Genomic DNA, 21,109 nt, shown 5'->3' with positions numbered 1-21,109 from the left:
CAACCGGGTCAGCCGGGCAGCGCGGCCAGGTCGGCGAGCATGGTCAGCCGCTCCTGGGCGTCGAGCGCGTCGTACGGGCCGGCCGCCCGGCGGTCGGTCTCCAGCTCGATGGCCAGCCGCTCGGGGCCGGGAGGCAGGGCGGCGACGCTGGACGCGGTGTGCCCGGCGGCCGTCCAGGCGGCGGCGTGCGCGTCGGCCCGGTGGTAACGCAGCGTGCCGAGCCGGTTGAGCAGCAGGACGCCGGGCGGGGTGCCGTCCGGCTCGTGCGGGGGCGCCAGCGCCGCGAACGCCGACCCGTTGCGGTCGCCGTCGGCGTCGGCCAGCACCAGGGCGTACGTCAGCAGCCGGCCGAGCGCCGCCACCAGCCGCGTGACCCGTTCGTCGTGCCCGGCCCACAGTTCCTCGGTGACCTCGGCGTGCACCTGGTACAGCTCGGTGAGGAACGCGGCCCCCCGCTCGGTGGCGGAGAGGGACCCGTCCGGACGGCGGTGGAGCATGCCGTACGCCACCTGCTTGTCGACCGCCCGGCGGACCGCTACCGGGTCGGCGTAGCGGGTGATCGCCGCGAAACCCGGCCCGTCGACGGTGCCGCCCGGCGCGGCGAGCCGGGTGCGCAGGTCCACCAGGAAGCCGTTCGCCGTCGGCCCTCCGTACCGCTGGCTCAACTCGGCGCCGCCACCGTCGCGGCCGGCCAGCATGCCGGCGCGGAACGTCCGGTCCACGGCCGGGGCGAGCAGCCCGGCGATCCGGTACGGCGCCAGCTCGACGGTGTTCACCGATCGATCGACCGCAGGGTGGCGAAGCCCTCCTCCGCGATCCGCCGGATCAGACCGTCGTTGACGTCGCGGTTCTCGTCCAGCACTGTCACCTCGTGCTCGGCCAGCCAGCGGTACTCGGTGTGCTTGCCCGCCTCCAGCGTCGGGTGGTCGAGGTCGCCGTCCGCCCGGACCAGGAAGTCGTACTCGATGCGGGCCAGGCCGTCGTCGCCGACGTAGTGGTATTCGCCCACCTGACCGAGGACGTGCGAGACGTGCCACCCGGTCTCCTCGGTGACCTCCCGGCGCAGCGCCTCGTCGATTTCCTCGCCCGGTTCCAGGTGGCCGCCGACGACGTCCCAGCAGTTGGGAAACAGGCGCCGGTGGGGTGAGCGGCGCTGGAAGAAGATTCGGCCGTCGTGGTCGACGATCAGCGCGCCGGCGCAGCGCAGGGGCTCGGTGGACACGCTTCGACAGTAGCGAGCGGCCCGGCATCGCGACGATGCCCGGTCTTGTCCCGGAAACATCCACCGACGACCATGTGCGTACCGAATGCCACCGTCCCAAAGGGGTGATGTGTGATGCAGGTACGGGAAGCGATGTCCAGCCAGGTCCTCGTCGTCGGTCCGGAGCACACGCTGCGTCAGGCGGCCCGGATGATGTCGGCCCGCGGTGTCGGGTCGGCGGTCGTGATCGACCCCGAGTCCGAGGGAATCGGAATCATGACCGAACGCGATGTGTTGAAGGCCATCGGCGCGGGCCTCGACTGCGACACCGAACGCACCGGCGCCCACCTGACCTGGGACGTGGTCTACGCGGGGCCGGAGTGGACGGTCGCCGAGGCCGCCGCCGCGATGGCCCGCGGCGGCTTCCGGCACCTGGTGGTGCTCGACGGCCGGGAGGTGGCCGGGGTGATCTCGGTCCGCGACATCATGCGGGTCTGGGCCGAGAGCCAGGTGGCCGCCACGACCTGACCCGCGCGAGGTGTGCCAGGCCGGATCGACGGGTAAGGATCCCTCGCGGGCGCGGAGATTCCGTGGCCCGTGGGGGAGGGCCCGATGCGTGACGCGGAGCGCCTGGTCGAGCAGCAGTACGCGATGCTTCTACGGCGGGACGTGGCCCGACTGCCGGACCTGTACGCCCCGGAGGCGTTCTACGCCATGCCGGGTGTCACGGTCCGCCCGATCGAGCTGCCCGCGCTGCTGCGCACCTGGACGGGTGCCTTCGGGGATCTGCGGGTCGATCCGCTGGGCTCGGTGCGCACGTCCGGCGGCGCGGCAGTGGAGCTGCGCCTCAGCGGCACCCACACCGGCACGCTGCACTCGCCGTACGGCACCGTCGCTCCGACCGGCCGGTCGGTGAGCTGGGAGGTTGCCGACATCGTCCGGGCACGCCGGGGCCGGATCGTCGCGTGGCGCTCCTACTTCGACTGGAGCCAGCTCCTCGACGCGCTCGGCGTGCAGTTGGAGGGCCTTTCCCGCGCGCCGCAGCACGACTCGCTCGCACTTCCGGTCTGATCTGACGGCGACCGGCCGACCCGGGTCACCCGTCCCGGTGGCTCAGGATGCGGACATCGCCGTGCCGTCCGCGCGTCGCCCGCCGCCGCCCGTACGCTCAATATCCATGACCGCCGAGCAGCTGATCTCCTTTGCCCGTGGGGCGCCCTCGCTGGACATCGTCGATGTCGAGGGGCTCAAGGCCGCCGCCGTACGCGCCTTCGACGCCGACCCCGCGGGGGTCACGGCGTACGGCACCTCCGTCGGTTACCTTCCGCTGCGAAAGTGGATCGCCGAGAAGCACGGGGTCGAAGCCAACCAGGTGCTGGTCACCAACGGCTCGCTCCAGGCCGACGCCTTCCTCTTCGACCACCTGGTCCGTCCCGGCGACGCGGTGGTGGTGGAGCGTCCGACGTACGACCGCACGCTGCTCAACCTCCAGCGGATGGGCAGCGAGCTGCACGGCATCTCAGTCCAGCCCGACGGCCTGGACACCGCCGAGCTGCGCAAGCTGCTGGAGTCCGGGGTCCGCCCCCGGCTGGCCCACGTCATCCCGAACTACCAGAACCCGGCCGGCATGACCCTGTCGCTGGAGAAGCGCCGCGAACTGCTCGACCTGGCGGCCGAGTACGAGTTCACGATCTTCGAGGACGACCCGTACGCGGACATCCGCTTCCGCGGCGAGGCGCTGCCGTCGATGCTCTCGCTGGACACCCGCAACGTGGTCGTGCACGCGTCGAGCTTCACCAAGACCGTCTGCCCGGGCGTGCGGGTCGGCTATCTGGTCGGTCCGGCGGATCTGATCGCCGACATCGCCAAGAACGCGACGAGCCTCTACATCTCGCCCGGCATGGTGTCGCAGGCGATCGTGCACCAGTTCTGCGTCTCCGGGGACATCGACCGCTCGATCGAGACCGTCCGGTCGGCGCTGGGCGAACGCGCCCGGGTGCTGGCCGAGTCGCTGCGCCAGCACCTGCCGCAGGCCCGGTTCGTGGAGCCCGACGGCGGCTACTTCCTGTGGGTGGAGTTCCCCGAGGACGTGTTTGTCGATCAGCTCGCCCCGGCTGCGGCCGAGCGCGGTGTCGCAGTGGTCAAGGGCAGCGACTTCGTTCTCGACGGTGGGCGGCACGCCCTGCGGCTGGCCTTCTCGGCCGTGACGGCCGACAAGATCGACGAGGGTGTCCGCCGGCTGGCGTCGGCTGTCGAAGCCATTCGGAGCTGATTTTCTGTCGGGTTCCCGACAGAACGACGATGCCGGCCGTCCCGGGACTCCCCAGCGGGCGGCCGGCGGCTCACAATGCTGCGAGCGTCACCCGTCAGGTGCAGCGAGGGTCACCCCGCCGCCACCGCGGGCCACGCGTGCAGCACAACCCCCGCCCCCACGGGCGCCGGGTGGGCCGTGTCGTCCTTCACCCCCCGATGCGGCCCGGCCCGCCCGGCGCCGCACCCGCGACCGCCGTCACACCTGCCGGTGGCGACCATCGGCGTAGCCTGCAAGCCGCAGGCGAGCGCGGGGAGGTGTCGCGATGACGGATCGGGCAGAGCAGGGCCGGACGGCCCCGCTGAACACGTCCCGGGTGCTGCGACCCCGGGCCTGGCCGTCCCCGGTCCGGGCGGTGACCAGGATGCTCAACGCCGACGGATCGCCGCCCACTCCGGCCCCCACCGGCACCGGCCGCAGCGGGGTGGTCGACTGCGCGCTCTACATCGACGGCAAGCGGCAGCCCGGCGACTGGACCTACGCGGAGGCGCTGGAGGCGGCACGCCGCGAGGAGCACGGCTTCGTCTGGATCGGGCTGCACCAGCCGGAGCTGGCCGAGATGACCGCCATCGCCGAGACGTACGGCCTGCACGAGCTGGCCGTCGAGGACGCGGTGAAGGCCGAGCAGCGACCCAAGCTGGAGCGGTTCAACGACGTCAGCTTCCTGGTCCTGCGCACCGCCCGCTACTGCGAGCACACCGAGCTGACCGAGACCTCCGAGGTCGTCGAGACCGGCCAGGTGATGCTCTTCATCGGCCCGAACTTCCTGATCAGTGTCCGGCACGGGGACGCCTGCCGGCTCTCCCCGGTCCGCGCCGACCTGGAGACCAAGCAGGAGTTGCTGCTCCAGGGCCCATGGGCGGTGGCGTACGGCGTGACCGACCGGGTGGTCGACCTCTATCTGGAGGTGGCCGAGCAGCTCGAGGACGACCTGGATCAGCTGGAGGCCGAGGTATTCGACCGCAACAGCCACGGCCGGATCCAGCGGATCTACCAGATGAAGCGGGAGCTGGTGGAGTTCAAGCGTGCGGTGGTCCCGTTGCAGCGGCCGCTGATGAACCTGACCTCCCAGGTCAACCGCGACGTGCCCAAGGAGATCCGCAAGTACTTCCGGGACGTGCAGGACCACCTGAGCCGCACCGTCGAGCAGGTGAACTCGTACGACGACCTGCTGAACTCGATCCTCCAGGCGCGGCTCGCCCAGGTCACCGTCGACCAGAACAACGACATGCGCAAGATCGCCGCGTGGGCGGCCATCGCCGCGGTCTGGACCTCCATCGCCGGCGTCGAGGGCATGAACTTCGACAACATGCCCGAGCTGAAGATGACGTACGGCTATCCGGTGGCCCTGGCCCTGATGCTCGGTGTCTCCCTGGCCCTCTACCGCTGGTTCCGCCGCAACGGCTGGCTCTGACCCGCGAAAGCGCCGGCGAGCGGGGTGAACCCGCGTCGCCGGCGCTCGCTGCGTTGCTGTGCCGGGGGTCAGCGGCGGCCGTTGGTGCGGGCGGTGTCCTTGCCCAGGGCCTTGGTGAGGTCGTCGGTCGGGCGCCCGGAGACGTCAGTGGCTCCCTCGGCGACCGACGGGACCTTGTCGGTCGGGCGGACACTGCTCGGCTTGGCCGTGCCGGTGGTGCTGGCGCTGTCGCCGCCGGCCACCGCCGAGCTGCCGGCGCCGGTCATCCCGGTCATGGCGGAACCGTCGGTCCCCTTGGTCGCGCCCGGGGCGGCAGGCGTACGCACCTCGATCGAGTCGACCTCGTCGCGCATCGGCTCCAGGGTGCGGGTCGGGTCGTACTCGGCCCACTCCTGCTGCTCCCGGCGGCGACGCAGGGCGACAGCGCCGGCCAGGCCCGCGATGGCGCCCGCGGCCAGCAGGCCGGTCATCATCGAGCCGCGACGGCGCGGCTGCTTCTTCTTACCGGTGATCCGCATGGTCTTCGACTTGGCCTTCCTGGTCAGCGGCCCTGCCTGCGTGGCGCCGTCCCGGGCCGCCGCCGCCAGCGGTGCCAGCGTGGTGAGTGTGGTTCCCCAGCCGGTCGACGCGCGGTCGCGCACCTTCACCGCGGCCGGCCCGACATAGCCCCGGGCCACCTGGACCCGCGGACCGACAGTCGCGCCCGCGCCCTTGGCGGCGTGGTTGGCTGCCTGCATCAGGTGGCTGATGCTCTGGTTCAGCTCTGCCTTGGCGAGCTGGCCCTGGGACTGACGCCGCCCGATTCCAAACACGGTCCTACCTCCTGGGAGTTGTTCCTTCGTCATCCTCCACCTTCGGATGCCTCCGCGATGCCAGATCGGGCACATGGGAGGATCCGCATGGAACTGACCAACGAGTGAGGAGTACCCGTGGCCGAGGCTGTCTACGCCACCCTGCACACCAACGCTGGCCCGATCCGGCTGGAGCTCTTCGAAAACCACGCTCCGAAGACGGTCCGCAACTTCATCGACCTGGCCGAGGGCAACCGGGAATACACCGACCCGCGCACCGGTCAGCCGGGCAGTGGGCCGTACTACGACGGCACCATCTCGCACCGCGTGATCAGCGGTTTCATGGTTCAGATGGGCGACCCGACCGGCACCGGTCGGGGCGGGCCGGGCTACAAGTTCGCCGACGAGTTCCACCCGGAGCTGCGCTTCGACCGGCCGTACCTGCTGGCGATGGCGAACGCCGGACCGGGCACCAACGGTTCGCAGTTCTTCATCACGGTGTCCCCGACCCCGCACCTCAACAACCGGCACACCATCTTCGGTCAGGTCGCCGACGAGGAGTCGGTGAAGGTCGTCGACTCGATCGCCAACACCCCGACCGGCCCGAGCGACCGTCCGCTGCAGGACGTCGTCATCGAGCGGGTCGAGATCGAGCGGTCTGCCGCCTGACGAACCCGCGAGGTACCTTTGCTCGCATGATTGAGCGCTCCGGAGCACCGCGCCGGCCAGCGTCGGTGAGCCGCGCGGTGGCGGACGGAGGACCGGCCCGGTGAGCGAGTCCCCGCCGACCACCCCGGTCTGCTACCGGCACCCTGGCCGGGAGACCTACGTCCGGTGCACCCGCTGCGACCGGCCGATCTGTCCGGACTGCATGCGGGAGGCGTCCGTCGGGCACCAGTGCCCGGAGTGCGTCAACGAGGGCCGTCGCACCGTCCGGCCGGCACGTACCGCCTTCGGTGGTGGTACGGCCGGCCGGCACGGCTACGTCACCAAGGGCATCATCGCCCTGAACGTGCTGGTCATGCTGCTGTCCATCGCCTCCGACCGGGGCGGGGACGCCGCGCTCGGCGGCTCCGGCTTCGGCGGGCTGATGGGCGGCGGGACCCCGCTCACCAACTGGGGTTCGGTGCTCGGGCTGGCGGTCCTCCCCGACGGCACGCTCGGCGGCATCGCCGAGGGCCAGTGGTATCGGCTGATCACCGCGATGTTCCTGCACTACGGCGTGATCCACCTGCTCCTCAACATGTGGGCGTTGTGGGTGCTCGGCCGGTCGCTGGAGGCCAACCTCGGGCCGCTGCGCTTCGGCGCGCTCTATCTGGTCGCGGGCCTCGGCGGCAACGTGGCCGCCTATCTGTTCAGCGCCCAGAACTCGGCGACGGCCGGCGCGTCCACTGCCGTCTTCGGCCTCTTCGCCGCGCTGATCATCATCGAGCGCAAGCTCGGCCGGGACATCTCCCAGGTGATCCCGATCCTGGTGATCAACCTGGTGTTCACGTTGACAGTGCCGGGCATCTCCATCCCCGGGCACCTCGGCGGCCTGGTGGTCGGCGGCGCGATGGCGGCGGTGCTCGCGTACGCGCCGCGTGGTCGGCGCACGCTGGTGCAGGCCGTGGGCGGCGCGGTCATCCTGTTGATCCTGCTCGGCCTGGTCCTGTTCCGCACCGCGCAACTGTTGAGCTGACGCTCAGGGGTGTCGGCGGGCGGCGCGCAGCTCGGCGGCCACCTCCTCGGGGGTGGCACCGAGGTCGTACCTGCCGAACAGGTGCAGCGACTCGCCCGCGTCGATCTCCAGGACCTCGCCGGTCAGTCCCCACCGCTGCCGGCGGTCCACGGTGATCGCCTCGACCGTCGGCCACGGCAGCAGCCGCCGGCCGGCGAAGCCGTGGATGACGGTGAGCCCCGCCGGATCGACGGTCAGGCGGACCGGCGCGACCAGGTCCCGTACCGCCCAGGCGGCCAGCGCGGCGGCGGCCACACCGGCCACGACCAGCCGGATCGGGTCGCCGTCGGCGAAGAGCAGACCGAGGGCGACCAGCAGGACCGCGCCGGCCAGCTTGGCCACCGGCAGGTTCGTCGGCACCCGCCACTGCCGCACCGGGGAGATCTCGTCCACCCGCCCAGCATGCCAGCGGTCGGCGGATGCCGGGAGTAGCGGCACCTCGGCCCGTGGGCGGACGAGGGTTCCACGGACGACGTAGGATCGGGGCAGCCCAAGTTACCGGGGAGTAAACATGAGTGACGCGGTCATCGTCGGCGCGGTACGCACCCCGGTCGGGCGGCGCAAGGGCAGCCTCGCCGGTGTCCACCCGGTCGACCTGTCGGCGCACGTGCTGCGCGCCCTCGCCGAGCGCACCGGCCTGGACCCGGCGCAGGTCGATGACGTCTTCTGGGGCTGCGTGTCCCAGGTCGGCGAGCAGTCCTGGAACATCGCCCGCAACGCGGTGCTCGCCGCCGGCTGGCCCGAGACGGTGCCCGGCACCACGCTGGACCGGCAGTGCGGCTCCAGCCAGCAGGCCCTGCACTTCGCCGCCGCGACAGTCCTCTCCGGCCAGGCCGACCTGGTGGTCGCCGGCGGTGTGGAGTCGATGACCCGGGTGCCGATGGGCTCCAGCGTGGCGGGCGGCATGCCGTTCAGCGACCAGCTCCGCGCCCGCTACCGGGGTGTCGAGGGCTTCGCCGACGACGCGCCGCTGCCGTTCAACCAGGGCGTCGGGGCCGAGCTGATCGCCCGCCGGTGGCGCCTCTCGCGTACGCAGCTCGACGAGTTCGCGCTCGCCAGCCACGAGAAGGCCGCCGCCGCGCAGGACGCCGGGGCGTTCGACCCCGAGCTGACAGCGGTGCCGCTCGCCGATGGTGGCAAGTTCAGCGCCGACGAGGGCATCCGTCGGGACACCTCGCTGGACAAGCTCGGTGAACTGGCCACCCCGTTCCGCGCCGACGGCGTGGTCACCGCCGGGTCCGCGTCCCAGATCTCCGACGGCGCCGCCGCGCTCGCGGTGACCACGTCCGACTGGGCCAGCCGGCACGGTCTGCGCCCGCTGGCCCGCATCCACACCGCGGTGGTCGCGGCCGACGACCCGGTCACCATGCTCACCGCGCCCATCCCGGCCACCGCGAAGGCGCTGCGCCGCGCGGGGCTGGGCATCGAGGAGATCGGGGTGTACGAGGTGAACGAGGCGTTCGCCCCGGTGCCGCTGGCCTGGCTGGCGGAGACCGAGGCGGACCGGGAGCGGCTCAACCCGCGCGGTGGCGCGATCGCCCTCGGGCACCCGCTCGGTGGCTCCGGCGCCCGGATCATGACCACGATGCTCCAGCACATGCGGGACAACGGGCTCCGCTACGGCCTGCAGACCATGTGCGAGGGCGGCGGCATGGCCAACGCCACCATCGTCGAGCTGCTCTGACCCGGCGACCCGCCGTCGGCCGGAACCGTCGGGCCGGTCTGACCCGCCGGCTCGGCCGCCAGCCCGAGGAGCACCGCGGAAATGGTCTCGCCCCGGTCAGGCACGCCGCCTAGGGTGCCCATCGTGACGACGATCGCCGACGAGCGCGCCCCCGACTGGTCCAGCGTGCAGTGGCAGCAGGAGGCCCGATCCTGGGTCGACGAGCAACTCGGCAACGCCGGTCGCCGGGCCACCGGGCCTGTCGAGCCCCGCGTCCGGCCGTGGTCGCTGGTCTGGCGGGTGCCGACCGACGGTGGGCCGGTCTGGTTCAAGGCCAACAACCGGGGCACGGTCCACGAGGCGGTCCTCATCGCGATGCTGGCCGGGTTGACGCCCGAGCGGGTGCTGACCCCGATCGCCGTGGACCGGGAGCGGGGCTGGTCGCTGCTTCCCGACGGCGGCGAGTCACTGCGGGACGTGCTGGGCCGCGACCCCGACCTGGCGCACTGGGAACGGGCGTTGCCCGGGTACGCGGCCCTCCAACTCGCCACCACGCCGCACGCCGACGAGCTGGTCGCCCTCGGCGTACCGGACCACCGCCCGGAGGTGCTGCCCGGACTGCTCGCCGGACTGCTCGACGATCGCGATTCGCTGCGCGTCGGCGCGGAGGGCGGGCTCGCCGTCGAAACGTACGAGCGGTTGCGGGCGGAGGTTCCGGCGTACGCGCAGCGGTGTCGCCGGCTCGCGGACATCGGCATCCCGGCGACCGTTCAGCACGACGACCTGCACGACGGGAACGTCTTCGCCGGGCCGGCCGGGTACCGCTACTTCGACTGGGGCGACGCCTCGGTGGCGCACCCGTTCGGCACGCTGCTGGTGACCCTGCGCTCCATCCGGTACGCCAGCGCGTTGTCGGCGGACGACGCCAGCCTCGCCCGGCTGCGCGACGTGTACCTGGAGTCGTGGACCGACCGCTACGACCGCCGTACCCTCGTCGAGGCCGCCGACCTGGCCATGAACCTGGGCGCGGTGAGCCGGTCGCTCTCCTGGCAGCGGGCCCTGGACACGGCCGACCCGGCCCGGGCGGAGTACGCCGAGGCGGTGCCCGGATGGCTCGCCGAACTGTTCGCCGCCTCCCCTCTTGCGCCCGAAGGCTGACCGACATCCGTCCCGGTCGGAAGTCGGACAGGCGGTGCGACGCGCCGCGTGGAACTTCCAAAATTCCGACGTGACCCACGTCACCGGTGCGGGGACGTCGTTGGGCAGGTCATGGACGTCTTCTCTCGAACGTTCCTCCCGGCCGCCACCGAGGCCGGCCTGGCCGTACAGACGGTGAGCCGGCACATGCCGGTCTTCCGCCGCTGCGTGGGCTCGGGTGACGCCACCATCCTGGTCACCCGGTGCAGCCGCCCCGACCGTCCGGTCACCGGCGACTACCTGTTGCTGCTCACCCACCGCCGACTGGTGGTGACCCAGCAGACGAGGCTCCTGCACCGGCTGCGCCTGCACCTCAACACCGAGCTGCGCGAGCTGAGCAACGTCACCTGGAGCCCGGACCCCCGGCTGGGGTCGGTCGAGCTGGCCGCCACCGCGATCGACGGGATCCGCGAGCGGTTCCTCATCCGCACCAGCCACCCGAAGCAGGTGTGGCAGCTCGACGCGCTGCTCAACCACGCGTTCCGGACCCGCCTGCGGGCACCCCGCGAACGGATCGTCGCCACCATCGGTGACGCGCCGGCCGCCGTCCGACCCAGCGCGTTCCGCCCCGCCGTGGCGCGCTGACGCCCGGCGGGCCGGTCGCCGTTCACGTCTCCTTTACCGAACTCGAACACGCACCGATCGCGCCGAACCGACCGGGTCGGCAATCATGGGCCGGTGACAGTCGAACCGCCGCACCGCGGGCTCGTCCTCGTGGTCGAGGACGAGCCGGCCATCGCCGACCTGGTCCGGCTCTACCTCACCCGCGACGGGTTCGGCGTCCACCTCGAACGCGACGGTGAGGCCGGCCTGAGCGCCGCCCGCCAGCTGCGGCCGGTCGCCTGCGTCCTGGACATCGCCCTGCCCGGTCTCCCCGGCACCGAGATCTGCCGCCGGTTGCGCGAGGCCGGTGACTGGACGCCCGTCATCTTCCTCACCGCCCGCGACGACGAGGTGGACCGGATCGTCGGCCTGGAGCTGGGCGCCGACGACTACGTGACGAAGCCGTTCAGTCCGCGCGAGCTGGTCGCCCGGGTCCGCGCGGTGCTGCGCCGCACCGCCGGTGGCCCCGAGGGCGCGGAACGACAGCGCATCGTCGGCCCGGTGACCCTCGACCCGGCCCGGCGGACGGTCACCGCCGGCGGCGTACCGGTGCAGCTCACCTCCACCGAGTTCGACCTGCTGGCGCATCTCATGGCCCGGCCGGGCCGGGTCTTCACCCGGGAGGAGTTGCTGGCCGGCGTCTGGGGTTACGCCGCGCACGCCGGGACCCGCACGGTGGACGTGCACGTCGCGCAGGTGCGGGCGAAGCTCGGCCCGGCCAGCGTCATCCGTACCCACCGGGGCGTGGGGTACGCGGTCGATGCCTGAGCAGCCCGTGCGCGCCGAGTCGCCGACCATGGCACTGCCGGTGGTCGGTGCCCGCCCGCCGGCCGCACCCCGGCGCAGCCGTCTCGGCCGCACACTCACCGCCCGCGCGGTGCTGGTCACCTGCGCGGTGGCACTGGTGTCGGTGCTCGTCACGGCAATCGTCGCGGTGCCACTGGCGATCCGCGGCGCGGAGCGACGCGACCAGCAGGCGCTCGCCGCGCAGGCCCGACTCGCCGCCGAGGTGCTGCGCACCCGGCTGGACCGGGGTCGCACCGTCGACGAGGAGCGGCTCATCCAGCAACTGCGCGACCAGGGCATCGACGCGTACCTGATCCGGCGCGGGACCGTCGACCGGTCGGGTCTGCCGCCGCGCGTGGTGCAGCGGATCGGGCAGGGCCGCAACGTGTCGGCCCGCCGCCCGGTCAACGGCCACCGCGCCCTGGTGGAGGGCCGGGCGCTGCCCGGCGGCAACGGGGTGGTGCTGTCCCGCGCCTCCTCGAACGGGTTGTGGGCGCAGGTGCTGCTCAGCCTCTGGTTGCCGCTGCTGGCCGGGCTGGCCGCCGGCGTGGTGGCCGGCCTCCTGCTGGCCCGCCGACTGGCCCGACCGATCCGCGTCGCGGCCACCGCCGCCGCCCGACTGCGGGCCGGAGACCGCGCCGTCCGGGTGCCTGTCGAACCGCCGGACGAGGTCGCCGACCTGGCCGAGGCGCTGAACGGGTTGGCGGCGGCCCTGACCACCAGCGAGGGCCGGCAGCGTGAGTTCCTGCTCTCCGTCTCGCACGAGCTGCGGACCCCGCTGACCGCGATCCGGGGGTACGCCGAGGCGCTGGCCGACGGTGTCATCGACGCGGACGGCACCGCCGACACCGGCCGGACCATGCTGGCCGAGGCCCAGCACCTGGACCGCCTGATCGGCGACCTGCTGGCGTTGGCCCGGCTGGAGGCCGCCGACTTTCCGCTGGAGCCGGTGCCTGTCGACCTGACCCGGCTGGCCGCCGACGCCGAGCCGACCTGGTCGGGTCGGTGCGCCGCGGTGGGTGTGTCGTTCCGCGTGGAGACGCCCGGTCAGCCGGTGTCCGCGTACACCGATCCGGGTCGCATCCGACAGGTGCTGGACGGGCTGCTGGAGAACGCGCTGCGGGTCGTACCCCCGGGGGCGCCGGTGGTGCTCGCGGTCCGGCCGGTCGGTCCGGACCCGGCGGCCGGCGGTGTGCTGGAGGTCCGCGACGGCGGGCCCGGCTTCACCGACGACGACCTGGCGGTGGCGTTCGAGCGGGGGGCGTTGCACGAGCGCTACCGGGGGGTGCGCAAGGTGGGCAGCGGGCTGGGCCTGGCACTCGCCGCCGGGCTGGTCCGGCGGCTGGGCGGCGAGATCGTCGCGGGCCACGCGCCCGAGGGTGGCGCCGCCTTCACGGTCCGGCTGCCCGGTGATCCTTACCTGACCCGAACATCGGCCTGACGGTCCGCTCGTCCGCGCGGGGAAGGCTGAGGGCTCCACGGACGAGAGGGAGAGTCATGCCACGTTGGGGATTCGTCACCGGCACCACGGCACTGCTCGCGGCGGTCGCGCTCGGGGTCAGCGGCTGCGGCGCGGCCGAGGTGGCCAGCCAGCCCGCGCGGGACGCCGCGGTCGAGGTCGCCGCCGCGATGGGTGTGGAGGGCCAGGCGCTGACCGCGATGGGCTTCGACGCCACCGACCTGGACGTGCAGACCGTCGCCGCCCCGGCCACTCCGACGCCGGGTGCCTCCCCGACGGCTCGCGACAAGGACCGGCAGAAGCGCGGCGAGGAGTGGCGCAAGCGTCACCAGGCCCGCGTGCAGTTGCGCAAGAACACCCTGCACGGCGAGGCGGTGGTGCAGACCAAGGACAACGGTACGCAGACCGTGGCCGTGCAGCGCGGCGAGGTGACCGCCATCGCCGGCGACTCGATGACCGTCAAGTCCACCGACGGGTTCACGATGACCTGGACCTTCGGCGACGACCTGCGGGTCGTCGAGCGACGCGCGACGGTGCAGCCGAGCGAGGTCAAGGTCGGCGCGAAGCTCGGCGTCGCCGGTGCCAAGGACGGCGACAAGGGCGTCGCCCGGCTCATCCTCATCCCGCGCGACAAGTGAGCGACGGGCCCCCGGGTGTACGCCCGGGGGCCCGTCCCTGCGCGGCTGCGCCCGAGCGGCAGGCGATCAGCGGCCGGGCGGCAGGGCGTAGCCCACGTAGCCGCGGAACTCCAACCGCCAGCCGGCCGGGACCAGCTTGGCGCAGGCCGGCTGACTGCCGGTGCAGACGATCGCGTCCATCGAGGCCGGGTCGGCCGGCGGCCGCTCGGGCAGAACCGACTGCAACGACACCAGGTCCGGCGAGCCACCGTCCGGCTGGCGCAGCAGCAGCCACCACGGGTACTCCCAGTTGTCGTTCTGCTCCACCAGCCCGATCCGCCGCGCGCCGCTGTCGCGGACCGCTGTCGCGGCCCATTGGAACTCGTCGGCCCACTGTGGCCGGCGCAGGAACCGGGTGTCCCAGTCCGAGGTGGTGAAGACCGAGCCGGAGCCGACGAGCCGGCGCGGGAAGCCGTACGACAGCGCCAGCACCCCGGCCAGCGCCGAGGTGGCCAACACGGCGACGGTCGCCACGGTGGCCACGGCCTGCCGCCGTGCCGGCACTGAGGGCTCCGGGTTCGTGTGGCGGCGCAGGAGCGCGTCCAGCCACAGGCCGGCGAGCGGCACGGCGAGGACCAGGGCGTAGAGCAGCAGTCGGTTGCCCCACGGCTGCCACTTGAGCATCGACGTGTGCAGCAGCACGGTGGTCAGCACCACCACGGCGTACGAGCGCAGCGGCCCCACCGGCCCGAGGTCGAGCCGACGCGGGCGGACGAGCGCGACAAGTGTGCCGAGCACCGCGAGCGCCCCGGCGATCGGGAACGCCACCCGGTCCTCGTCCGGGTACCAGGCGGGCACCGGAAAGACCTCCCGACCGAAGGTGATCGCCCGGTCCTGGGGGTCGACACCCAGCACGTCCGCGCCCTCGATGATCGCGTCCGCGCTGGCGCTGCGCAGCGGCGCCAACGGCGTGTCGAACGCCGTGTGCCCGATCCGCAGGGCGTTGACCAGGATCGACGCCGGATCGTGCCGTTCCATCGGGATCGACTCCCGCAGCCGCGGGGGGCCCAGCGGATTCCCGAACTCGGCGGTCACCCGGGTCAGGAACGGGCCGACCACCAGCGCCGCCACCACCAGGATCAGCGCTGAGCCACCGACGACGCGAACCACCGAACCGACTGACCGAACGCGACCGGCGGCCGGCGCGCGACCGGCGGCCGGTGCGCGACCGGCGGCCGGTGCCCGGTCGGCCAGGGCCAGCCGGAGCTGGGCCAGGCCCCACAGCACCAGCAGCGGGCCCACCGCGAGCAGGCCACTGGTCTTGGTCACCGCCGTCAACCCGGTGGCCGCGCCCAGGCCGAGCAGCGTCCCCCAACCGGTCCGCCGACGCAGCCCGTCCAGGGCGAGGGTCGCCGCGCACGCCACCCACGCCGCGCAGACCAGGTCGGTCTGCGTGCTGGTCGCCTGTAGCACCACCATCGGCGTGGTGGCCAGCACGAATGCGGTGATCAACTGAGCCCGCCGGCCGCCGCCGAGCTGCGCGGTGATCCGCGCTACCACCAGCAGGCAGAGCACCCCGGCGGCCCACTGCACCAGGTTGTGCAGCGCGTCGGAGCCGGTGAGCAGGCGCAGGTGCAGGAGCAGGTACTCCGCGCCGGGTGGGATGGTCACCTGCCGGTGGATGGCGGTGGGCCAGAAGTCCAGGTCACCCTGGGCCACCCAGTGCTCGACCTTGGGCAGGTGGTAGGTCTGCGAGTCGAAGTTGTTCGGCTCGGCCAGCAGCGCGACAAGCAACTCCAGCAGCACCAGTCCGCCGATGCCACCGCCGAGCAGTCGCTCGCCCCGACTCGCCGGGCCGTCGCGGCCGGCATCTCGGCGGGCGGAGTGTCCCGGTGCCAGCGCAGGCCCACCGCCGTCGCGGTGGCGAGCAGGAAGAGCAGCCAGGCGGCGACGAACGCCGGCCGGGTCAGCGCGTGCAGCGCGCCGAGCACCTCGACGACGAGCACCCCGTACGCCCCGGCGACCACTGCCGCGCGCACCGCGGCGAGTCGTGACGGCCCCACCGCGTCGGCCCCGCGGGGCTTCGTCGCGACCGTGAGCAGGAGCAACGAGGCGGCGGGGAGCACCGCGAGCAGGGAGCCGGCAGCCGACATGGCCGGAAGTAAACACCATCTGGCTGAATCGTCGCGCCGGTTGTCCGACGGTGGCGGCAACCGTCGGCCTGACCAGTCGGGCTAGGCTATGCCCGACGTGTCGTCGCCCCCGTGGAGATTCCCGTGAAGCTCTCGATCCTCATGCCTGTCTACAACGAGGAAGAACGCATCGCAGACGCCCTCAAGCAGGCGTTGGCGGTTGACTACCCCTGCGAGATCGAGTTGGTCGTTGTCGACGACGGCAGCCGGGACGGCACCGGCGAGGTCCTCGGTCGCGTCGACGACGCCCGCCTGCGGGTCATCACCCACCCGCGCAACGCGGGCAAGGGCGCGGCCATCAAGACGGCGGTGGACAGCGCGGAGGGCGACTTCATGGTCATCCTCGACGCCGACCTTGAGTACGACCCGCAGGACATCCCGAAGCTGCTCGACCCGGTGCTCGACGGGCGGGCCACGGTGGTCTACGGCAACCGCACCTTCGGCAGCCACAGCGCCTACAGCTTCTGGTACGTGATGGGCAACAAGGGCGTCACGATGGCGGCCAACGTCCTCTTCAACTCGTACATCGGCGACCTGGAGACCTGCTTCAAGCTGATGCCTGTGGAGCTCTACCGGTCGCTGGAGGTGCGCTCGCGGGGCTTCGGCATGGAGGCCGAGGTGACCGGCAAGCTGCTGCGCCGCAAGATCCGCCCGTACGAGGTGCCGATCAGCTACCGGGCGCGGGGCCGCGAAGAGGGCAAGAAGATCACCTGGAAGGACGGCGTCGAGGCGATCTGGATCCTCGGTCGCGAGCGCGCTCGCCGCCGTCCCGCCGTGTCATCCGCGCGCTGATCCCAGGAACGCGCCGATCGTCCGCCGCAGACCTGCGGCGTCCAGGCCGTGCCAGCGGGCGTGGTCGGCGGCATCGCCGTAGCGCCGCAGATCGGTCCGGCCCACCCCGAGCGTGAGCAGCCGGTGCGGCACGTCCGCCAGGGCGTGCCCGACGACCGCGCTCGACGTCCCCGCCAGGTACGGCTCGACCAGCACCACGTCCGTCCCGGCCAGCGCCCGCAGCCCGGCCGTGTCGAAGGGCCGGGGGGTGTGGGTGTACGCGACCGTCACGTCCATTCCCTCGGTCGCGTCGAGCGTGGTGTCGAGCATCGGCCCGACGGCAACCACGAGAGGTGCGTCCGGCCCGCCCCGCCGCAGCACCCGTAGTCGGTCGGCGTCCGGATACGCCTCGGCGTTGCGCTGCTCGGTGAGCCGCAGGTAGACCGGATCGTCGCCCGCCGCGGCGTCCCGGAGCAGCGGCGCGACCTCGTCCGGGTGACCGGGCACCCGCACGGTCCAGCCGTCGCCGAGCGAGTCGAACAGCGCCACGTCACCTGGTGACTGGTGCGTGCGGCCCTCCTCCGCGGCGTCGTACGAGGCGCCGATGCTGACCAGCACCGCGCTCACGCCCTGGTGGCCCAGATCCAACTTGATCTGCTCGTACGCCCGGTCGACCAGGAACGTCGCGTACGAGTGCACGATCGGGCGCAGCCCGGTCAGAGCGAGGCCGCCGGCCACGCCGATCATCAGTTGCTCCCGGATGCCGACGTTGAGCACCCGGTCCGGGTGCCGCCGGCCCGCCGGGGCGAACTGGCTGACCGAGATGTCGGCCAGCACGAGGGCGGTGCGAGGGTCCTCGTCGAGCAGGGCAGTGGTGGTGTCGATGAAGGCGGTACGCATGACTGTCATCCCTTGCTCTCGACGCGGGCGACCACCAGGTGCGGCTGTCCCGGCCGGTGCCCGGTCAGGGCCGCGTACAGGGCGGTGTGGTCCCGGCCGTCGACCGTGTCGGCGGTCCACCCGTTGACGGTGAACCGACCGGCGATGCCACCCGCCCAGCCGTGACTGGCCGACGAGTTGTCCACCACGATCGCGGTGAGGCTGTCCAGACCGGTCGCACCCGCGTAGGCGATCGCCTCGTGGTTGGACCCCTCGTCGAGTTCGGCGTCGCCGAGCAGCACATACACCCGGGGGGTGAGCAGGCCCTGCGCGCGCAGGCCGAGGGCGGTGCCGACGCCCAACCCCAGCCCGTGGCCGAGCGAGCCGGAGCTGATCTCCACGCCTGGCACCAGCACCCGGTCCGGGTGGTGGCCGAGCCGGCTGTCCGGCCCGCCCAGGTCGTCGAGCCAGGCTTCCGGGATGAACCCGTGTGCGGCGAGCGCCGCGTAGTACGCGGCCGGCCCGTGCCCCTTGGAGAGCAGGAACCGGTCCCGGTCCGGGTCGTCGACGGTGTCAGGGGTGACCCGCAGCACCCGGTCGTAGAGGACCTGGATCACGTCGATTGTCGAGTGGGCGCTCGGCGCGTGTTTCTCGTCGCCGGTCAACCGCCGGATCAGGCCGGGGAGCCTGGCACTGCTGTCGGTGGTGAGTGTGGTTGCCATGCCACTAGCGTGTGAGTTGAAGTGCACTTCATTTCAAGGACCGTGATGCAGGACTCATTGACCATCGGCGAACTCTCCGTCCGCTCCGGCGTGGCGCCGTCGGCGCTGCGCTACTACGAGCGGCTCGGTCTGATCCGCGCCGATCGCACCGGCGGAAACCAGCGCCGCTACGCCCGCGCCGAACTGCGGCGGGTCGCCTTCATCCGGATCTCCCAGCAGGTTGGCGTCTCGCTGGACGAGATCCGCGAGGCGTTGGAATCGCTGCCCGGCGGCCGTACGCCCAGCCCGCAGGACTGGGAGCGGCTCTCCGCGAGCTGGCGCGGCCGCCTGGACGAGAGGATCCGGCTGCTCACCAAGCTCCGCGACGACCTGGACGGCTGCATCGGCTGCGGCTGCCTGTCCCTGCAACGCTGCACCCTCTACAACCCGGAGGACACGCTGGCCGGCGAAGGTCCCGGCGCCCGCCTCATGCTGCCCCGCGCCTCACCCGACGGTGAGTAGCACCTTGCCGACGTGGTCGCTCGACTCGACCAGCCGGTGCGCCTCGGCAGCCTCGGCCATCGGCAGCCGCCGGTCCACCACCGGGCGGACCGCGCCGGCCTCGACCAACGGCCACACCTCATCGCGTACGCCCCGGACGATCTCCGCCTTCTCGGCCAGCGGTCGGGAGCGCAGCGCGGTCGCCGCGACGCTCGCCCGCTTGGCCAGCAATGCCCCGAGATCCAGCTCGGCCTTGCGACCACCCTGCATCCCGATCACCACGAGCCGGCCGCCGGTCGCCAGTGCGGCGACGTTCCGGCCCAGGTAGGACGCGCCGACGATGTCGAGGATGACGTCCGCGCCGTGACCGTCGGTGACCTTGCGGACCTCCTCGACGAAGTCCTGCTCCCGGTAGTCGATCGTGTGCGCCGCGCCCAGCTCGCGCAGGCGGGGGTGCTTGGCCGCGCGGGCGGTCGCCAGGACTGTGGCGCCCAGGGCCGCCCCGAACTGGATCGCGAACGTGCCGATCCCGCTGCCCCCGCCGTGCACCAGCAGCGTGTCACCCGAGCCGAGTCGGCCCGCCCCCACCACGTTCGACCAGACCGTGCAGGCCACCTCCGGCAGCGCCGCGGCGTCGACCAGGTCGACGCCGGCCGGCACCGGCAGCAGCTGCCCGGCGGGCACTGCGACGCGCTCGGCGTACCCGCCGCCGGCCAGCAGCGCACAGACCTCCTGGCCGACGGCCCAACCGGTCACCTCCGGCCCGATCGCGTCGATCACCCCGGAGCACTCCAACCCGAGGTACGCGGGCGCACCCGGCGGCGGCGGATAGTGCCCCTGCCGTTGCAGCAGGTCGGCGCGGTTCACTCCGCTGGCCCGCACCGCGACGATCACCTCGCCCGGGCCGGGTTCCGGGTCGGGGACCTCGGCCCACACCAGCGCGTCGGGTCCACCGGGCTGCGGAACGGTGATGGCTCGCATGGCCTCAGTCTTACCCGATGCGCCCGTGGGCCGCAGACGCACCCCGCGGCGCGCTCCGGTCGTCGGTGCTCGGCCCTGGCGCTCGGCGCTCGGCCCCGGGTTCCATGAAACCGGGGTGTCTGTGACGGTCCGATGCCCCGGTTTCATGGAATCCGAGTCGATCACGCCGCTGCACGCTGCGACGCGTGTCCCGACTTCCGTCGGGTGGCGGCGATCCCCGCCACAGTGGACGCTACGGCCGCCGCCTGACCGGCGCTTCGGGGAGGGACGCCGAGCCGGCCGGCGGGTGTCGTGGCAGACTGTCCACGGCCGTACACCCGCGGGTGGCGGTCCGGGAGGGTTCGCCTAGTGGCCGATGGCGCTGGTCTTGAAAACCGGTAAGGCAGCGATGTCTTCGTGGGTTCGAATCCCACACCCTCCGCCACCGCTACTCCGGTGGGTCGACCGTCCGTCGGTTCTGGCGGATCGTCTCGTCGGCGAGCCGCTCGACCGCGCGTCGGCGCTCCTCGGCGAGCGCCTGCTCGTCCGGCTTACGCAGCGCGCTGACGACGGCGACCAGGAAGTCGCGCCAGATCCCTAGCAAGTATTCCCCCCGTGGAAAGTTGCGGGCTGCCAACCATAGCCTCCGGCTGGTGCCGCCGGACAACCGACGCATCTGGTCGTTGGTCGGCCCGGAACGGGGTATGAAGGGCAGGTATCTGCCCAGACCGGAAGGACGCCGTCCCGATGACCCTCGAACGACCGATCGCCCCGGACCCGTACGAGCTGCTGCCGACCGTGCCCTCGTTCACGCTGACGAGCGACGACGTGCAGAACGGCGAGCCGATGGACGCCCGGCACGCCCACGGCAGCACCGGTGGTGAGAACGTCTCCCCGCAGCTGACCTGGTCGGACTTCCCCGCCGAGACCAAGAGCTTCACCGTGACCTGCTACGACCCCGACGCCCCGACCGGCAGCGGCTTCTGGCACTGGGTGCTGGTGAACGTGCCGGTCAACGTCACGCAGCTGCCCAGCGGCGCGGGCGGCGCGGCGGGCACCGACCTCGGCGGGGCCTTCTCGGTCCGCAACGACTACGGGGAGCAGGGCTACGGCGGGGCGGCGCCGCCGCCCGGTGACCGCCCGCACCGGTACGTCTTCGCGGTGCACGCCCTGGACGTCGACCGTCTGGACCTCACCCCCGACGCGAGCCCGGCCTACGTCGGCTTCAACCTGACCTTCCACACCCTGGCGAGGGCGGTCATCCGCCCGACGTACCAGATCAAGGAGTGAGCCGTACCCCGCGATCTTGCACTGTCCGTGCCCGGTCGAGTGCAAGATCGCGG

At 72.6% G+C, this 21,109-nt stretch carries 25 protein-coding genes and 1 tRNA gene; 17 read left to right on the top strand and 9 right to left on the bottom strand.

Annotated elements, in window-relative coordinates; genetic code table 11:
- Nucleotides 1–8: 8 nt before the first annotated feature.
- Nucleotides 9–776 carry a hypothetical protein gene (locus B0E54_RS07895; RefSeq protein WP_234582612.1) on the bottom strand — a complete coding sequence of 256 codons (768 nt, stop codon included), beginning with the start codon at nucleotides 774–776 and terminating at the stop codon, nucleotides 9–11.
- Nucleotides 773–1,222 (bottom strand): NUDIX hydrolase, encoded by a 450-nt coding sequence (locus B0E54_RS07890; RefSeq protein ID WP_234582611.1) that lies wholly within the window; start codon nucleotides 1,220–1,222, stop codon nucleotides 773–775. The genes B0E54_RS07895 and B0E54_RS07890 overlap by 4 nt, the downstream gene beginning before the upstream one ends.
- Before the next feature lie 114 nt (nucleotides 1,223–1,336).
- On the opposite strand from B0E54_RS07890, the gene B0E54_RS07885 reads away from it, so the two are divergent.
- The 4 genes from B0E54_RS07885 (at nucleotide 1,337) to corA (ending at nucleotide 4,926) form a co-directional block, all read left to right on the top strand.
- Nucleotides 1,337–1,729 (top strand): cyclic nucleotide-binding/CBS domain-containing protein, encoded by a 393-nt coding sequence (locus tag B0E54_RS07885; RefSeq protein WP_234582610.1) that lies wholly within the window; start codon nucleotides 1,337–1,339, stop codon nucleotides 1,727–1,729.
- Between the two features lie 84 nt (nucleotides 1,730–1,813).
- Entirely contained in the window at nucleotides 1,814–2,272 is a 459-nt protein-coding gene (locus tag B0E54_RS07880; RefSeq protein WP_234582609.1) for an ester cyclase, read from the top strand.
- 106 nt (nucleotides 2,273–2,378) lie between these two features.
- Nucleotides 2,379–3,473 carry a PLP-dependent aminotransferase family protein gene (locus tag B0E54_RS07875; RefSeq protein ID WP_234582608.1) on the top strand — a complete coding sequence of 365 codons (1,095 nt, stop codon included), beginning with the start codon at nucleotides 2,379–2,381 and terminating at the stop codon, nucleotides 3,471–3,473.
- Between the two features lie 304 nt (nucleotides 3,474–3,777).
- The gene (gene corA / locus B0E54_RS07870; RefSeq protein WP_234582607.1) at nucleotides 3,778–4,926 is read left to right on the top strand and encodes a magnesium/cobalt transporter CorA; all 1,149 of its coding nucleotides are present in this window, start codon (nucleotides 3,778–3,780) and stop codon (nucleotides 4,924–4,926) included.
- 68 nt (nucleotides 4,927–4,994) lie between these two features.
- On the opposite strand, the gene B0E54_RS07865 is transcribed toward corA, so the two are convergent.
- Complete coding sequence (locus B0E54_RS07865; RefSeq protein ID WP_234582606.1) at nucleotides 4,995–5,771, bottom strand: hypothetical protein; 777 nt, start codon at nucleotides 5,769–5,771, stop codon at nucleotides 4,995–4,997.
- A gap of 84 nt (nucleotides 5,772–5,855) precedes the next feature.
- Between B0E54_RS07865 and B0E54_RS07860 the strand changes: the two genes are divergently transcribed.
- Nucleotides 5,856–6,386: a peptidylprolyl isomerase gene (locus B0E54_RS07860; protein ID WP_234582605.1), complete on the top strand. Its 531-nt coding sequence runs from the start codon at nucleotides 5,856–5,858 to the stop codon at nucleotides 6,384–6,386.
- A 100-nt stretch (nucleotides 6,387–6,486) separates the two neighbouring features.
- Nucleotides 6,487–7,398 (top strand): rhomboid family intramembrane serine protease, encoded by a 912-nt coding sequence (locus B0E54_RS07855; protein WP_234582604.1) that lies wholly within the window; start codon nucleotides 6,487–6,489, stop codon nucleotides 7,396–7,398.
- Nucleotides 7,399–7,401: 3 nt separating this feature from the next.
- On the opposite strand, the gene B0E54_RS07850 is transcribed toward B0E54_RS07855, so the two are convergent.
- Nucleotides 7,402–7,830: a PH domain-containing protein gene (locus B0E54_RS07850; RefSeq protein WP_234582603.1), complete on the bottom strand. Its 429-nt coding sequence runs from the start codon at nucleotides 7,828–7,830 to the stop codon at nucleotides 7,402–7,404.
- A 118-nt stretch (nucleotides 7,831–7,948) separates the two neighbouring features.
- Here B0E54_RS07850 and B0E54_RS07845 point away from each other — a divergent pair, with 118 nt between their 5' ends.
- The 6 genes from B0E54_RS07845 (at nucleotide 7,949) to B0E54_RS07820 (ending at nucleotide 13,783) form a co-directional block, all read left to right on the top strand.
- Nucleotides 7,949–9,121, top strand: a complete 1,173-nt coding sequence (locus B0E54_RS07845; RefSeq protein ID WP_234582602.1) for an acetyl-CoA C-acyltransferase — start codon at nucleotides 7,949–7,951, stop codon at nucleotides 9,119–9,121.
- Between the two features lie 123 nt (nucleotides 9,122–9,244).
- On the top strand, nucleotides 9,245–10,258 hold the full coding sequence (locus B0E54_RS07840; RefSeq protein WP_234582601.1) for a phosphotransferase: 1,014 nt from the start codon (nucleotides 9,245–9,247) through the stop codon (nucleotides 10,256–10,258).
- Between the two features lie 111 nt (nucleotides 10,259–10,369).
- Complete coding sequence (locus B0E54_RS07835; protein WP_234582600.1) at nucleotides 10,370–10,882, top strand: hypothetical protein; 513 nt, start codon at nucleotides 10,370–10,372, stop codon at nucleotides 10,880–10,882.
- Between the two features lie 93 nt (nucleotides 10,883–10,975).
- Entirely contained in the window at nucleotides 10,976–11,668 is a 693-nt protein-coding gene (locus tag B0E54_RS07830) for a response regulator transcription factor (protein WP_234582599.1), read from the top strand.
- A complete protein-coding gene (locus tag B0E54_RS07825; protein WP_234582598.1) occupies nucleotides 11,661–13,127 on the top strand; it encodes a histidine kinase dimerization/phospho-acceptor domain-containing protein in 1,467 nt (488 codons plus the stop codon). The genes B0E54_RS07830 and B0E54_RS07825 overlap by 8 nt, the downstream gene beginning before the upstream one ends.
- A 56-nt stretch (nucleotides 13,128–13,183) precedes the next feature.
- Nucleotides 13,184–13,783 carry a hypothetical protein gene (locus tag B0E54_RS07820; RefSeq protein WP_234582597.1) on the top strand — a complete coding sequence of 200 codons (600 nt, stop codon included), beginning with the start codon at nucleotides 13,184–13,186 and terminating at the stop codon, nucleotides 13,781–13,783.
- Between the two features lie 66 nt (nucleotides 13,784–13,849).
- Here the strand turns inward: B0E54_RS07820 and B0E54_RS07815 are convergent, their stop codons facing one another.
- On the bottom strand, nucleotides 13,850–15,568 hold the full coding sequence (locus tag B0E54_RS07815) for a glycosyltransferase family 39 protein (protein WP_234582596.1): 1,719 nt from the start codon (nucleotides 15,566–15,568) through the stop codon (nucleotides 13,850–13,852).
- An 86-nt stretch (nucleotides 15,569–15,654) separates the two neighbouring features.
- On the opposite strand from B0E54_RS07815, the gene B0E54_RS07810 reads away from it, so the two are divergent.
- Together B0E54_RS07810 and B0E54_RS07805 are read left to right on the top strand one after the other, a co-directional pair.
- Nucleotides 15,655–15,816 (top strand): hypothetical protein, encoded by a 162-nt coding sequence (locus tag B0E54_RS07810; RefSeq protein ID WP_234582595.1) that lies wholly within the window; start codon nucleotides 15,655–15,657, stop codon nucleotides 15,814–15,816.
- Nucleotides 15,817–16,038: 222 nt separating this feature from the next.
- Complete coding sequence (locus tag B0E54_RS07805; RefSeq protein WP_234582594.1) at nucleotides 16,039–16,746, top strand: glycosyltransferase family 2 protein; 708 nt, start codon at nucleotides 16,039–16,041, stop codon at nucleotides 16,744–16,746.
- Here B0E54_RS07805 and B0E54_RS07800 read toward each other — a convergent pair.
- Nucleotides 16,732–17,625, bottom strand: a complete 894-nt coding sequence (locus B0E54_RS07800; protein WP_234582593.1) for a transketolase family protein — start codon at nucleotides 17,623–17,625, stop codon at nucleotides 16,732–16,734. The two genes, B0E54_RS07805 and B0E54_RS07800, sit on opposite strands and share 15 nt — an antisense overlap.
- 5 nt (nucleotides 17,626–17,630) lie before the next feature.
- Nucleotides 17,631–18,326, bottom strand: a complete 696-nt coding sequence (locus B0E54_RS07795; protein WP_234582592.1) for a transketolase — start codon at nucleotides 18,324–18,326, stop codon at nucleotides 17,631–17,633.
- A 45-nt stretch (nucleotides 18,327–18,371) separates the two neighbouring features.
- Between B0E54_RS07795 and soxR the strand changes: the two genes are divergently transcribed.
- The gene (gene soxR, locus B0E54_RS07790; RefSeq protein ID WP_234582591.1) at nucleotides 18,372–18,827 is read left to right on the top strand and encodes a redox-sensitive transcriptional activator SoxR; all 456 of its coding nucleotides are present in this window, start codon (nucleotides 18,372–18,374) and stop codon (nucleotides 18,825–18,827) included.
- Here soxR and B0E54_RS07785 read toward each other — a convergent pair.
- The gene (locus B0E54_RS07785) at nucleotides 18,810–19,787 is read right to left on the bottom strand and encodes an NAD(P)H-quinone oxidoreductase (RefSeq protein ID WP_234582590.1); all 978 of its coding nucleotides are present in this window, start codon (nucleotides 19,785–19,787) and stop codon (nucleotides 18,810–18,812) included. The genes soxR and B0E54_RS07785 overlap by 18 nt on opposite strands.
- Before the next feature lie 334 nt (nucleotides 19,788–20,121).
- Here B0E54_RS07785 and B0E54_RS07780 point away from each other — a divergent pair.
- Nucleotides 20,122–20,211: transfer RNA gene (locus B0E54_RS07780), tRNA-Ser, on the top strand.
- A gap of 3 nt (nucleotides 20,212–20,214) precedes the next feature.
- On the opposite strand, the gene B0E54_RS07775 is transcribed toward B0E54_RS07780, so the two are convergent.
- Complete coding sequence (locus B0E54_RS07775; protein ID WP_234582589.1) at nucleotides 20,215–20,370, bottom strand: hypothetical protein; 156 nt, start codon at nucleotides 20,368–20,370, stop codon at nucleotides 20,215–20,217.
- A 143-nt stretch (nucleotides 20,371–20,513) separates the two neighbouring features.
- On the opposite strand from B0E54_RS07775, the gene B0E54_RS07770 reads away from it, so the two are divergent.
- Nucleotides 20,514–21,056: a YbhB/YbcL family Raf kinase inhibitor-like protein gene (locus tag B0E54_RS07770; RefSeq protein ID WP_234582588.1), complete on the top strand. Its 543-nt coding sequence runs from the start codon at nucleotides 20,514–20,516 to the stop codon at nucleotides 21,054–21,056.
- Nucleotides 21,057–21,109: the final 53 nt, after the last annotated feature.

The sequence above is a fragment of the Micromonospora sp. MH99 genome, from assembly GCF_021442385.1.
Classification (GTDB): Bacteria; Actinomycetota; Actinomycetes; order Mycobacteriales; family Micromonosporaceae; genus Micromonospora.
The sequence above is the reverse complement of the archived record's forward strand: the minus strand, read 5'-3'. Positions and strand labels throughout refer to the sequence as shown.